Source organism: Frigidibacter sp., assembly GCF_030695035.1.
In the GTDB taxonomy this organism is placed as follows: Bacteria; Pseudomonadota; Alphaproteobacteria; order Rhodobacterales; family Rhodobacteraceae; genus Frigidibacter.
Genome location: NZ_JAUYTT010000025.1, coordinates 1 through 12,783, shown reverse-complemented (window position 1 = coordinate 12,783; position 12,783 = coordinate 1). Strand labels below are relative to the sequence as shown.

General features: G+C 69.5%; 13 protein-coding genes. 7 read left to right on the top strand and 6 right to left on the bottom strand.

The features are described 5' to 3' along the window. Positions 1 to 85: 85 nt before the first annotated feature. From Q8S30_RS19975 to Q8S30_RS19960, 4 genes are all read right to left on the bottom strand, one after another. The gene (locus Q8S30_RS19975) at positions 86 to 1,051 is read right to left on the bottom strand and encodes a GAF domain-containing protein (protein WP_305667785.1); all 966 of its coding nucleotides are present in this window, start codon (positions 1,049 to 1,051) and stop codon (positions 86 to 88) included. Between the two features lie 393 nt (positions 1,052 to 1,444). Next, complete coding sequence (locus Q8S30_RS19970) at positions 1,445 to 2,608, bottom strand: hypothetical protein (protein ID WP_305667784.1); 1,164 nt, start codon at positions 2,606 to 2,608, stop codon at positions 1,445 to 1,447. Beyond that, a complete protein-coding gene (locus Q8S30_RS19965; protein WP_305667783.1) occupies positions 2,589 to 3,371 on the bottom strand; it encodes an RlmE family RNA methyltransferase in 783 nt (260 codons plus the stop codon). Before Q8S30_RS19965 ends, Q8S30_RS19970 begins: the two co-directional genes overlap by 20 nt. Positions 3,372 to 3,471: 100 nt before the next feature. Further along, positions 3,472 to 4,590, bottom strand: a complete 1,119-nt coding sequence (locus tag Q8S30_RS19960; protein WP_305667922.1) for a Ppx/GppA phosphatase family protein — start codon at positions 4,588 to 4,590, stop codon at positions 3,472 to 3,474. Positions 4,591 to 4,882: 292 nt separating this feature from the next. Here Q8S30_RS19960 and Q8S30_RS19955 point away from each other — a divergent pair, with 292 nt between their 5' ends. The 4 genes from Q8S30_RS19955 (at position 4,883) to Q8S30_RS19940 (ending at position 8,300) form a co-directional block, all read left to right on the top strand. Further along, positions 4,883 to 5,182 (top strand): virulence factor, encoded by a 300-nt coding sequence (locus tag Q8S30_RS19955; protein WP_305667782.1) that lies wholly within the window; start codon positions 4,883 to 4,885, stop codon positions 5,180 to 5,182. A gap of 46 nt (positions 5,183 to 5,228) precedes the next feature. After that, on the top strand, positions 5,229 to 6,140 hold the full coding sequence (locus Q8S30_RS19950) for a methylenetetrahydrofolate reductase (protein ID WP_305667781.1): 912 nt from the start codon (positions 5,229 to 5,231) through the stop codon (positions 6,138 to 6,140). 2 nt (positions 6,141 to 6,142) lie between these two features. After that, complete coding sequence (locus tag Q8S30_RS19945) at positions 6,143 to 7,096, top strand: methyltetrahydrofolate cobalamin methyltransferase (protein WP_305667780.1); 954 nt, start codon at positions 6,143 to 6,145, stop codon at positions 7,094 to 7,096. A gap of 76 nt (positions 7,097 to 7,172) precedes the next feature. Then, entirely contained in the window at positions 7,173 to 8,300 is a 1,128-nt protein-coding gene (locus tag Q8S30_RS19940; protein ID WP_305667779.1) for a class I SAM-dependent RNA methyltransferase, read from the top strand. A 7-nt stretch (positions 8,301 to 8,307) separates the two neighbouring features. Here the strand turns inward: Q8S30_RS19940 and aroB are convergent, their stop codons facing one another. Then, entirely contained in the window at positions 8,308 to 9,432 is a 1,125-nt protein-coding gene (gene aroB / locus Q8S30_RS19935) for a 3-dehydroquinate synthase (protein WP_305667778.1), read from the bottom strand. Between the two features lie 5 nt (positions 9,433 to 9,437). Continuing rightward, positions 9,438 to 9,983 carry a shikimate kinase gene (locus Q8S30_RS19930; protein WP_371135563.1) on the bottom strand — a complete coding sequence of 182 codons (546 nt, stop codon included), beginning with the start codon at positions 9,981 to 9,983 and terminating at the stop codon, positions 9,438 to 9,440. Positions 9,984 to 10,195: 212 nt separating this feature from the next. On the opposite strand from Q8S30_RS19930, the gene Q8S30_RS19925 reads away from it, so the two are divergent. The 3 genes from Q8S30_RS19925 to Q8S30_RS19915 all read left to right on the top strand — a co-directional run. Beyond that, positions 10,196 to 10,333 carry a hypothetical protein gene (locus Q8S30_RS19925; RefSeq protein ID WP_305667776.1) on the top strand — a complete coding sequence of 46 codons (138 nt, stop codon included), beginning with the start codon at positions 10,196 to 10,198 and terminating at the stop codon, positions 10,331 to 10,333. Beyond that, the gene (locus tag Q8S30_RS19920) at positions 10,320 to 11,867 is read left to right on the top strand and encodes a hypothetical protein (RefSeq protein WP_305667775.1); all 1,548 of its coding nucleotides are present in this window, start codon (positions 10,320 to 10,322) and stop codon (positions 11,865 to 11,867) included. Before Q8S30_RS19925 ends, Q8S30_RS19920 begins: the two co-directional genes overlap by 14 nt. Positions 11,868 to 11,890: 23 nt before the next feature. Further along, the coding region (locus Q8S30_RS19915) for a tyrosine recombinase (RefSeq protein ID WP_305667921.1) at positions 11,891 to 12,783 on the top strand (893 nt) is incomplete at its 3' end.

Genomic DNA, 12,783 nt, shown 5'->3' with positions numbered 1-12,783 from the left:
GCCGGCCTGCATGGCGTGCATGGGCCGGGTGTCTCGCTGGTGAGACAGGTGCAGGTGCAGAATGCGGGAAACGGGGGGGCGCGGCTCAGTCGCCGAGCCCGAGCGCCTTCATCTTCCGGTAGAACGTCGCCCGCCCGATCCCCAGTTCCCGCGCCGCAGCCGAGACATTGCCCCCCGCGCGCGCCAGCGCCCGGTGCAATTCCGCCCGCATCGCCTCATCCAGCCCCGAGGCGCCCTCACGCAGCAGATCGCGCGCGGGAAGCCGCCCCAGAAGCGCCGGATCGAACCCAAGGCTCCGCCGCGCAGCGCGGGTGGCCCCCACGATCAGATCATCCCGGTCAATGGCCAGCAGCGACGGGCCGCCCCCATCCTCCACCGAGTCGGGCGCCAGAATCCGCAAGCCGGCAAAGGCCGCGCGGAACAGTTCCGCCTCGATCCGCTGCGCCGCGTCCTGCACCGTCAGCGCGATCAGCCGCGCATAGCCCTCGGCCAGATCCTCGCGCACCGAGGACACGTCGATCACCCCCGCCAGTTCCGCCCCCGCGCCAAAGACCGGCGCGCCCATGCAGGTCAGCGCGGTGTTGCGGGCGCGGAAATGCTGGTCGCGCAGCACCAGCACCGGGCGGCGCTCGGCCAGGCAGGTGCCAATCCCGTTGGTGCCTTCGGCCGATTCGCTCCAGTCGCTGCCGGGGGCAAGGCCGGATCCGTGGAAATGCTCCTGGTCCGCCTCGCGGATCCGCTCATCAAGGATCAGCCCCTCGGGATCGGACAGCATCACCGCGCAGCCCGCCTCCCCCGCCGCCCGCGCCAGCCGATCCAGGATCGGCCCGGCGATGGAGACAAGCAGCCCCGAAGCCTCTGTCCGCGCGCGCAATTCCGCTTCTGTCAGCCGCGCAGGCTCGGTGCCCGTGGCCGGGTCGATGTGATGATGCAGCAAGGATCGCCGCCACGACGCCGCAAAGGCCGACCGCCCCGCTGCCGCCGAAGACAGCGCCACCTCGCGCACGATCTGCGCATGGTCGCGCCGTGGATCTGGGTTGAGCCTTGCCACCGGAACGCCTCCCCGCGTTGTCGGTCCATTGGCGATCAAGGATAGGGCAATGCGGGATTCATGCAACAGGGGCGTGTGGGGAGGGGTGAATGGGATATTGCCACTCTCGGGCGCGCCTGTTCGGGCGGGAAAAGGCGAGGCACTGCCTCGCCCCCGCCCGCCGCGGGACCCATCGCCCGGAGCCGCTGGCAACGCAAGACCGTATGAGGACAGCGCCCGACCTGGCGGGCGAGAAGCGCCCGCCAGGGGCGGGGCGGGCGCTGGCCGGGCCCTTTGGGGGCCCGTCCGGTGCAAAATGCACTCTCAGCGCATGGCGAAGGCGATGGCCTTCGCTAATGAGAGCGCCGCAAGAAGAACGCCAAGCTCTCGCACACCGCGAAAAGCGGGTAGCCCTCAAAACGGCCCCGCATACGCCAGCGCAACCTCCCCGCCCGCCCCCGTCAGCACAAGCCTCTCCCCCGCCACCCGCACCGCGTCCACCGAAACCCACCCCGCCGGCCGCGGCACCGCCCCCAGCAGATGCCGCACCACATGCACCCGCCCCGGGGCCAGCGCCAGACAGCTCGCCGCCCCCTCCGCCGCCACCCGGTTTACACCCGCCGCCGCGCGGTTCCCCTCATCCCCCGCGGTGATGCCATCCTCGATCCCCAGCACCCCCCGGTGCCGCCCGTCCCAGGGCGCCGCATCCCGCCCGCCATTCGACAGCCACAGCATCGTCACCGGCAGCTCGGCCGGGTCCTTCAGCGCCAGCACAAGATCATCCTCCGCCTCGCGTAGTGCCGCCGTCCAGCCGAGGCCGTTGCCCGCCGCCTCCACCAAGGTCAGGAAATCCTCATGCCCCAAGGGCGCCGCCGGCCCCAATTCCCGACTATTCTCGTTTACATATGACATATGCATGGGTTCTGCATGGTTTCCACATGCCGCCCAATCCCCCTGCGGATACTCGAACAGCGACACTGGCCCCGCCATCCCCGGCAGCGCGCCGAGGTCTTCGGACCGCCCTCCCGGCACCAGCCGATGCCGCCCCGGCTCCACATGCAGCCCGGTCAAAGCCGCCCGCTTGGCCGAAAACGACAGCCATCCCCGTCCTGCAAAGCGGATCATCGGATGATGCGCCAGCGTCAGACTGCCGCTGCCACCTTCAATCCGGTGGGTCTGCCGCAAAAACGGAACCCCGCCAACCAATTGCAAATGCTTGAAAATCCGCGCGCCCCGCACCGGAGCCACCAGCTCCAGAACCGCCTCCGCCGCGCCCGGCGCCTCGCTCACGGCAACCACCCGCCAGGCGGTATTGGCGCTCGGCCCATGGATCGGCTCGCCCGGCTCCAGATCATCCCGCCCGAACGGCGCCGACAGGAAATCCCCCTCCAGCCCCGCCTCCACCGGCGCTAGGCCATCCGGCACCGCCTGCCCAACCCAATGCGCCCGGTGCAACGGCCGGATCACCCGCCCCACAGACCCGAACCAAAGATCGGTTAACACCCCGCGCGCAAGGTCGATCTCCAGCCCCGCATCCGCGCAGGCCAGCCGCAGCCGGTCACTCTTCGGGGTCGGCATCGCCCTCATCCTGAGCCGCATTGCGCCCCTTAAACCCCTGCGCCACAACGAACTTCTCGGAACTGTCCGCCCGGCTTGCGGGGGGCTTCACATTCGCCACCTTGCGGAAGTTCTTCTTCAGCAACGTCTGCAACTCCTGCTCCGCCCCGCCCGCCAGCACCTTCGCCACGAAGGTCCCGCCCTCTTCCAGCACGTCGAAGGCAAACTGCGCCGCCGCCTCGCAAAGCGCGATGATCCGCAAGTGATCGGTGCCCTTGTGCCCCGAACTCGCCGCCGCCATGTCCGACATCACCACATCCGCCGGCCCGCCAAGCCAACCCTTGACCAGCGCATCGGCGTCATCCGCAAGGAAATCCAGCTGATGGATATCGGCCCCGGCAATCGCCTCCATCTCCTGAAGGTCCACCCCCAGCACGGTGCCGATCTTCTTGCTGGACTTGTCGCCAAGCGCATTCACCCGGCTCACCGCCACCTGACACCAGCCGCCCGGCGCGCAGCCAAGGTCAACCACCCGCGCGCCCGGCACCAGGAAGCGGAATTTATCGTCCAGTTCCAGGATCTTGTAAGCCGCCCGCCCCCGGTAGCCTTCCTTGCGGGCGCGCACCACATAGGGATCGTTCAGCTGCCGCTCCAGCCACAGCGTCGAGGACAGCTTGCGCCCCTTGGCGGACTTGACCCGCACCCTCAGCTCGCGCTGACCGCGGCCCGAGGCGCTGCCGCCCGCGCCACTCGCCCCGCCCGATTTTCCCGGTGTCTTGACCATTCCCGCAATCCTCTCGCCGCCCGCAAACCCGGCCTTAACTATTCGTCGGCCTGCGGCATATCATCGGCCCAGATACGCGCCTGAAGGCCCGCCTGCAACCTCAGTAAGGCCCTTCCTCCAGCACCCCGTCCGCCGACATCTGCGCATAAAGCAGCCCCTCGCGCAGCCCCCGGTCCGCCACCGACAGCTTGTCGGTCGGCCAGATCCGCATCAGCGCCTGCAAGATCGCCGCCCCCGACATGATCAGCGTATGCCGGTCACGCCCGATCCGCGGGTCGGTCCGCCGCCCCTCCGGCCCCAGCGCGAGGTAATCCCGGATCACCCGGTCGATCTGGTCCGAGGACATGCGCAACCCGTCCACCTTGGTGCGGTCATAGCGGCGCAGGCCCAGATGGCTGGCAGCCACCGTCGTCACGGTGCCCGAGGTGCCGATGATCTGGAACCCCTCGCGCGCCTGCGCGGAGTTGTAGGGTGAGAAATCGGCCAGCTTTTCCTCGAAATACCAGCTCATCAGCGCAAATCGCGCCGCATCATCCTCCACGTCCTGAAACTGGTCCTTCAGCGTCGCCACCCCCAGCGGGACCGAGATCCAGTCCACCACCTTCGCCGCCGGTTCCAGCGCCGCCGGGTCGCTGCGGAACCCGCCCGACAGCCGCATGATCGCCCGCGGCCGGTCCGGCCCCGGCACGCCGGAAATATCTATCCACACCAGTTCCGTGGACCCGCCGCCGATATCCACCACCAGCAGCTGTTCGGTGCTCTTGCTGACCAGCGGCGCGCAGGAAATCACCGCCAGCCGCGCCTCTTCCTCGGGCTCGATGATCTCCAGCGGCAAGCCGGTCTCACGCCGCACATAGCGGATGAAGTCGCGGGCATTGCGCGCGCGCCGGCAGGCCTCGGTCGCCACCAGCCGCATGTGGCGCACCTGGTGCTGCTCGATCTTGCGGCGGCAGATCTGCAGCGCCTGCACCGTGCGCGCCATCGAGGCCCGCGAGAGCTTGCCCGAGGCCTCAAGCCCCTGGCCCAGCTGGACCGTCTTGGAAAAGCTGTCAACGACATGGAATTGCGCACCCTTCGGGCGGGCAATCAACATGCGACAACTGTTGGTCCCGAGGTCCAGCGCCGCATAAAGCTGCGCCGGGTCGGGCATATGGGTAGCGTGGGGCTCGACCGAATGAGCCGGGAGCGCCCCCGCACCCGTGGGACGCTTGGGCGCCATCGTCACGCCCTCCGATTTCAAGTTATCCCCAAGGTAAGGCCAGCCAAGCCCGGGCGCAAGCGCAGCTATGCAGAGCCCCCTGTGCGCCGCCGCCCGCCCCCCGCGACCCTCCCCCATTCGTTCTGGTGCAAATATCCGCGGAGGGGTGCAGGGGAGGGGCGCGCCCCTCCCCTGCCGGGGGCGCGGGGGGCTGGCCCCCCGCCCTCTGTCGCTGCCCCCTCGCGGAATGTCGAAATCCGGCACCGGACCGGGCATTTCGCGCCTTATTGAGGAGACAGCGAGGAATCATCCCATGCCCGATATCACCATCCTCTACTGGCGCGACATCCCGGCCCAGATCATCGTCGGCAAGGGCCGGCGCGGGGTGAAACGGGCACTGCCGGAACGCTTCGAGCAGGCCATCGACCGCTGCGCGATGAAGATCGGCGCGCGCGACAGCGACGCCTACTTGGCCGAATGGCGCAAGGCAGAGCCCTATGCGCTGGAGGCCGAAACCGACGAGGCCGCCGCCGAGGCCGAACTGGCGCGGATCACCACCGAATATGATGACGCGCGGCTGCGCGTGCTGATCGCCAATGACGGCCGGGCCTGACGCCCCGCCGTTCTCCCCAAAACCCGGCCGCTGGAGGGCCTTGCGCATGGCTTTGCTGAACTTCCGCCGCGACGACAAGCCTGCCCCCGCACCCTCGGGACTCGAGGCATTCCTCGCGGGCTACTCGCTCGAGGTGATGCCGCGCACCGCCGCCGGGGTTGAGGACTTCCGCACCCTGCTGCCCGCCGGTACCCGCGTCTACATCGCCCATATCGAGGGCACGCCCATCGAGGACATGGTCGCCACCGCCCGCCGCCTGCGGCTTGAGGGCTATGAGCCGATGCCGCATTTCCCGGCCCGGATCATCCCCGATGCCGCCACGCTGGCTGACTGGACCGCGCGCTACAAGGGCGAGGCCGATGTGCGCCAGGCGCTGCTTCTGGGCGGCGGCGTGAACACCCCCGCGGGCGAATTCGACAGCTCCATGCAGCTCTTGGAGAGCGGCGCCTTCGAGGGCTTCGACCGCCTCCACGTCGCCGGCCACCCCGAGGGCAACCGCGACATCGACCCCGATGGCTCGGACAGGATGGTGATGCAGGCGCTGCGCTGGAAACAGGACTTCGCGAACCGCACCGACGCGAAAATGGCCATCGTCACCCAGTTCTGCTTCGAGGCCGCCCCGGTCATCGCCTGGGCCGACCGCCTTGCCGCCGAGGGCATTGCCCTGCCGATCCATATCGGCATCGCTGGCCCCGCCAAGCTGCAGACCCTGCTGAAATTCGCCATCGCCTGCGGCGTCGGTCCCAGCCTGCGCGTCCTGCAACGCCGCGCCCGCGACGTGACCAAGCTGCTGCTGCCCTTCGAGCCGACCGAGATCCTGACAGAGCTCGCCGCCCACAAGGCCGCCAACCCCGGCTTCGGGATCGAGGCGGTGCATTTCTTCCCGCTTGGCGGGATCAAGACGAATGCCAATTGGGCGATGCAGAATGGCGGCGCGCCAGTTCAGAAAGAGGTTTAAGAATGACCCGTACCACCATTGAATCTAAGACAAAAACCGTCACCATCGGCTTTGACGTACCCTTCTGCGTGATCGGCGAGCGCATCAACCCCACTGGCCGCAAGAAACTCGCCGCCGAACTCGAGGCCGGCGACTTCTCCACCGTCGAACGCGACGCGCTGGAGCAGGTGGCCTGCGGGGCGATGGTGCTCGATGTGAATGCGGGCGTCGTCTACAATTCCAACCCCAACCCGAATGAGACGGAGCCGCCGCTGATGGAGGCGATGATCCGGCTGGTGCAGGGGCTGGTGGATGTTCCGCTGTGCATCGACAGCTCCGTCCCCGGCGCGCTGGAGGCTGGGCTGGCGGCGGCGGAAGGGCGGCCGCTGCTGAACTCCGTCACCGGCGAGGAAGACCGGCTGGAACTGGTGCTGCCGCTGGTCAAGAAATACAACGTGCCGGTGGTGGCAATCTCCAACGACGATACCGGCATCTCGATGGACCCCGAGGTGCGGTTCGAGGTGGCGCGCAAGATCGTGCAGCGCGCCGCCGATTTCGGCATCCCGGCGCAGGACATCGTGGTCGATCCGCTGGTGATGCCGGTCGGCGCGCTTGGCGATGCCGGGCGGCAGGTGTTCACACTGGTGCGGCGGCTGCGGGATGAGCTGGGGGTGAACACCACCTGCGGCGCGTCGAACATCAGCTTCGGCCTGCCGAACCGCCACGGCATCAACGCCGCCTTCCTGCCGATGGCGATCGGCGCGGGGATGACCTCGGCGATCATGAACCCGGTGCGCTCGGTCGAGATGGAGGCGATCCGCGCCGCCAACTTCCTGATGAACCACGACCCGAACGGCACCGAATGGATCCGCTTCGCGCGGGTGCTGGAGGCGGTGAAGGGCGGGCAGGATTTTGCAACCGCCTCGGCCGAGGTCGCAGCCGCAGGCCGCGCCGGGCGCCGGCGCAGCCGGGGGTAAGGTGGAGGGGGCGCCGCACCGGCGCCCCCTCACGATTCCGGTCGCTGCGGGCCAGGTTTCGGGCTATGCGGGCGAAATGACCCCAGAACCCCTGCCCCCCACCGATTTCGAGATCTTCCTTGTCGCCCCGCCGGGGCTGGAGGCGCTGCTGTGCGATGAGGTCCGCGAGGCGGGCTTCGCGGACCCCGTGGCGGTGCCCGGCGGCGTGACGATCATGGGCGGCTGGCCCGAGGTCTGGCGCGCCAATCTGCAGATCCGCGGCGCAAGCCGGGTGCTGGCGCGGATCGGCGCGTTCCGGGCGATGCATCTGGCGCAGCTGGACAAGCGCGCCCGCAAGTTTCCGTGGCGCGACGTGCTGCGCCCCGATGTGCCGCTGAAGGTGGAGGTGACCTGCAAGGGCTCCCGCATCTACCACGCCGGTGCCGCGGCACAGCGGATCGAGACGGCGCTGCGCGAGGAGCTGGGGGTGGCGATCTCCGCCGAGGCTGAGTTCAAGCTGAAGGTGCGGATCGACGATGACCTCTGCACCATCAGCGTCGATACCTCGGGCGAGTCCTTGCACAAGCGCGGCCACAAGGAAGCGGTGAACAAGGCCCCGATGCGCGAGACGCTGGCGGCGCTGTTCCTGCGCCAATGCGGGTATGGCGGGACCGAGCCGGTGGTCGATCCGATGTGCGGGTCCGGCACCTTCGTCATCGAGGCGGCCGAGATTGCGGCGGGTCTGCTGCCGGGCCGCACGCGGCATTTCGCGTTCGAGCAGCTGGCGAGCTTCGATGCCTTGGCCTGGGAGCGGATGCGCAGTGCCGCCCCCCGCCCCCGCCCCGCCCTGCGCTTCTACGGCGCGGACCGGGATGCAGGCGCAATCAAGATGAGCCGCGCCAATGCCGAACGGGCGGGCGTGAGCGACCTTGTGCAGTTCGACACCCATGCGATCAGCGACCTGATGCCGCCCGAAGGCAAGCCCGGCCTGGTGATCGTCAACCCGCCCTATGGCACCCGGATCGGCAACAAGAACCTGCTCTATGGCCTCTACGCCGCGCTTGGCCAGACGCTGCTGACCCGCTTTGCCGGCTGGCGCGTGGGGCTGGTGACCAGCGAGCCCTCGCTGGCCAAGGCGACCGGCCTGCCCTTCGCGCCGCCCTCTGCCCCGGTGCCGCATGGCGGGCTGGGGGTGCAGCTGTTCCAGACGAAGGCGTTGCGGTGAGGGGGCGTTAACGCCCGCGCAGCCCCTCGGCCAGCACCCCTCGCACCACGCCCAGATCGACCCCATCGGCCACAAAGGCCTCGCCGATGCCGCGGGCGAGGATGAAGCGCAGCTTGCCGTCCTGCACCTTCTTGTCCTGCGCCATCAGCGCCAGCAGCGCGTCGGCATCCGGCAGATCGCCCCCGATATCGGCGAGGTCGGTCTTCATGCCCATGGCGCGAAGATGCGCGCGCACCCGGCTCGGCGCCTCTTGCGAGCACAGGCCAAGTCGCTGGCTGACCTCGAAGGCCAGCGCGCAGCCGATGGCGACGCCCTCGCCATGCAGCAGCCGCGCGCCGTAGCCGGTGGCGGATTCAAGCGCATGGCAGAAGGTGTGGCCAAGGTTCAGCAGGGCGCGTTCGCCCTCCTCCGTCTCATCCCGGCTGACGATGGCGGCCTTCATCTCCACCGACCGATGCACGGCGTATTGGCGCAAGCTGGCATCGCCAGCGGCCAGCGCCGGCCCGTTCGCCTCCAGCCAGTCGAAAAAGACCGCATCCCCCAGCAACCCGTATTTCACCACCTCGCCATAGCCCGCGAGGAAGTCGCGCGGCGGCAGCGTGGCCAGCAGGCCGATATCAGCGAGCACGAGGCTGGGCTGGTGAAAGGCCCCGATCAGGTTCTTGCCGTGGGGGGAATTGATGCCGGTCTTGCCGCCGACAGAACTGTCCACCTGCGCCAGCAGCGAGGTCGGGATCTGCACGAAGCGCACGCCCCGGCGCAGCACCGCGGCGGCAAAGCCGGCCAGATCGCCGATCACCCCGCCGCCAAGCGCGATGACGATGTCCCGCCGCTCCACCTTCTCGGCCAGCAGCCATTCGACCGCGCGTGAAAACTCGGGCCAGCCCTTGGTGCCCTCACCCGCAGGCAGCGCCAGCGCGGTCATGTGGATGTCCCCCAGCCCGGCGCGCAGGGCGTCCAGATGCAGGGCGGCCACATTTTCATCCGTCAGCACGGCCACACGCGGGCGGCGTAGCAGCGGCGCGATCTCGGCCCCCGCGCGGGCCAGCAGGCCGGCACCGATGCGCACCTCATAGCTGCGCGCGCCCAGATCGACGGCGACGGTTTGCACGGCGGCGGTTTCGGTCGGCATTGGCATCATCCCTTGTCCAGCAGCCCCGGATGCGCCGCAAGGGCGGCGATCACCTTGGCGGTCATCTCGTCGATGGAATAGTCGGCCCGCGCCTCGACCGTCACATCGGCCAGCGCATAGATCGGGGCCCGCACCTCCAGCAGCGCGGCCAGCGTGCCCTTGGGGTCCGGCGTGCGCAGCAAAGGGCGCGAGGGCTTGTGCCGCACCCGCTGCCACAGCAGCTCCAGATCCGCCTTCAGCCAGACCGATACGCCCTTTTCCGCAATCGCCTTGCGGTTGGCTTCCGCCAGGAACGCCCCGCCGCCGGTGGACAGCACGCAGGGGTTGCCCGCCAGCAGCCGGCGGATCACCTGCGATTCCTTGTCCCGGAAGAACGATTCGCCGTCGCGGGCGAAAATCTCGGCCACCGAGCGGTTGGCGGCGCGCTCGATCTCTTCGTCCGAGTCGAGAAAAGGCAGCGACAGGGCCCGCGCGAGGGCATTGCCCACCGCCGTCTTGCCCGCGCCCATCATGCCGACCAGCACCACCGTCTTGCGCAACCGTGCCTTCACCGCGAGTGTTTTCCCCGTTTTGTCCCGTTTGCCGCGGTGCGCCCGCGCTTTCCCGCCGGTTGCGCAGCTATTTCGCGGCCCCGGCAAGTTTCCGCCCTGAATGGCGTGAACAGCCCGGAAAAGCCATATATAAAACCGATGGTGCCCCTGCGCCGCCCTGCCTCGCGGCGCGGCGGGCAGACTCGGGGCGAACAAGAAAAGGGCAGATCAGTATGGGGCGGATTTTGAAGGCGGTGGCCGTGCTGGCGGTGCTTGGGGTCCTCGGGCTGACGGGCTATGCCTATCTGGGCGATCTGACGCCCGCGCCAAGCGAAATGCGCAAGCCGGTGGAGCTGAATGCAGGCAGCTAAGCACATCTTCGCCGCCGGGCTGGCAGCGCTTCTGGGCAGCGCCGCCGCGGCACAGGACGCGCCGATGTCGGCGATCGACTGGCTGTCGCAATCGGTGGCGGCCACGCCCGTAGCCTTGCCCGCGCCCGCGCGACAAGAGCCCGCAGTCTCCACCGGGGCCGCGCCCGAATCCATAACCGTGACCCCGCTTGGCGGCACCACGCTCGATGCACTTGGCCTGACGCCGGCGCAGCGGGCGGGGTTGCCAACTGGCCTCTGGGGCGAGACGCCGACGCTGGACCTTGCCCGCCGCATCCGCGCCGAACGGGCCGAGACGCTGCCGGCGATCCAGTCGCTGCTCTATGCGCTGCTGCTGGCGGAGCTGGATCCGCCGCATGATGCCGATGGCAGCGGCCAGCTGTTCCTCGCGCGCGTCGACAAGCTGCTGGACCTCGGCGCGCTCGACCCGGCGCTGGCGCTGCTGGAATTGCCCGACGATCCGACGCCGGAACCGTTCCGGCGCTGGTTCGACGTCGCCCTGCTGATCGGCGAAGAGGACCGCGCCTGCGAGACGATGCGCGCGACGCCGCAGGTGGCCCCGACCTTCCCGGCGCGGATCTTCTGCCTCGCCCGCGGCGGCGACTGGAACGCGGCAGCGCTGACCCTGTCCACCGGCGAGGCGCTTGGCCATATCGATGCGGAAACCGGCACCCTGCTGGCGCGGTTCCTCGACCCCGAACTCGCCGACGGCGCCGAGGATCTGCCGCTGCCCGCCCGCCCCTCGCCGCTGGTGCTGCGGCTGATGGAGGCGGTGGGCCAGCCGATGTCCACCACCACCCTGCCGCTGGCCTTCGCGCAATCGGACCTGCGCTCCAACTCTGGCTGGAAGACCCGCATCGAGGCCGGCGAGCGGCTGGCGCGGTCCGGCGCCATCGGCCCGAACTTGCTGCTGGGGCTTTACACCGAACGCGGCCCCGCCGCCTCGGGCGGGGTCTGGGACCGGGTGGCCGCCGTGCAGGCGCTGGAGGCCGCGATGGCGAGTGGCAGTGTCGATGCCGTCGCCAAGACGCTGCGCCCGGCCTGGGAGCAGATGGTGCAGGCCGAGCTGGAAGTGCCCTTCGCCGAGCTTTATGGCGAGCAACTTGCGGCGCTGCCGCTGAAGGGCCGCGACGGCCAGCTCGCCTTCCGCATTGGCCTTCTGTCCCCGGCCTATGAGACGGTCGCCGCCGCCCGCGTCCCGCAGGACGGGGTGGAATCCTTCCTGATCGGGCTCGCGAAGGGCGACGTCACCCGTATCGTGCAGCCAGACCAGATGGGCGCCGCGATCCGAGCCGGCTTTGCGCAAGGTGCCCCGCTGAGCGAGGATTACGCGCCGCTCTTCGAAGGCAACCGTCTGGGCGAGGCGCTGCTGATGGCCATCGACGACGTGACCGAGGGCGCGCGGGGCGATCTGCGCCGCGTCACCTCGGGCCTGACCGCTTTGCGCAAGGCAGGGCTCGAAACCCCCGCCCGCCGCGCCGCGCTGGAGTTGATGCTGCTGGAGCGGCGGGGGTGACCCACCCTTCTGCCGCCCGGCCGATGGAGATGTGGATCTCGGCCTTCCTCGAGGCGCAGGCGGCCGAACATGACGCGGCCATCAACACCCGCCTCGCCTATGGCCGCGACCTCAAGGACTTCGCCGCCTTCCTCGCCCACCGGGGCCTGCATTTCAGTGGCGCCCCCCGCGAGGCGGTGGAGGATTACCTCGTGCGCTGCGAGGCCGAAGGCCTGTCGAAGGCCACGCGCGCCCGGCGGCTGGCCTCGATCCGGCAGATGTACCGCTTCGCGCATGAGGAAGGCTGGCGCGAGGACAACCCCGCCATCCGCCTCTCCGGCCCCGGCAAGGACCGGCGGCTGCCTGCCACGCTGACACAAGCCGAGGTCGGCGCGCTGCTGACCGCCGCGCGCGAGACCGGCAAGACGCCCGAGGACCGGCTGCGCAGCACCTGCCTGATGGAGCTGCTCTATGCGACGGGGATGCGGGTGACGGAACTCGTCACGCTGCCCGTTTCCGCCGCGCGGGGCGACCCGAAGATGCTGCTGGTGCGCGGCAAGGGCGGCAAGGAACGGCTGGTGCCGCTGTCAGGGCCTGCGCGGACCGCGATGCTGGACTGGCTGAAGGCGCGCGATGCGGCCGAAGAAGCGGCACGGCTCGCCAAGCGCACCCCGCCCTCGCGCCACCTGTTCCCGGCGCGCGGCAAGGCTGGGCACCTGACCCGGCAGGGCTTCTTCACGCTGCTGAAGGACATCGCCCTGCGCGCCGGCCTCGACCCCGCCCGAGTCACCCCCCACGTTCTGCGCCACGCCTTCGCCACACATTTGCTGGAAGGAGGCGCCGACCTTCGGGCGATCCAGCTGATGCTCGGCCATGCCGACCTTGCGACCCCCGAGATCTACACCCAGGTGCTGGACGAACGGCGAACCGCGCTGGT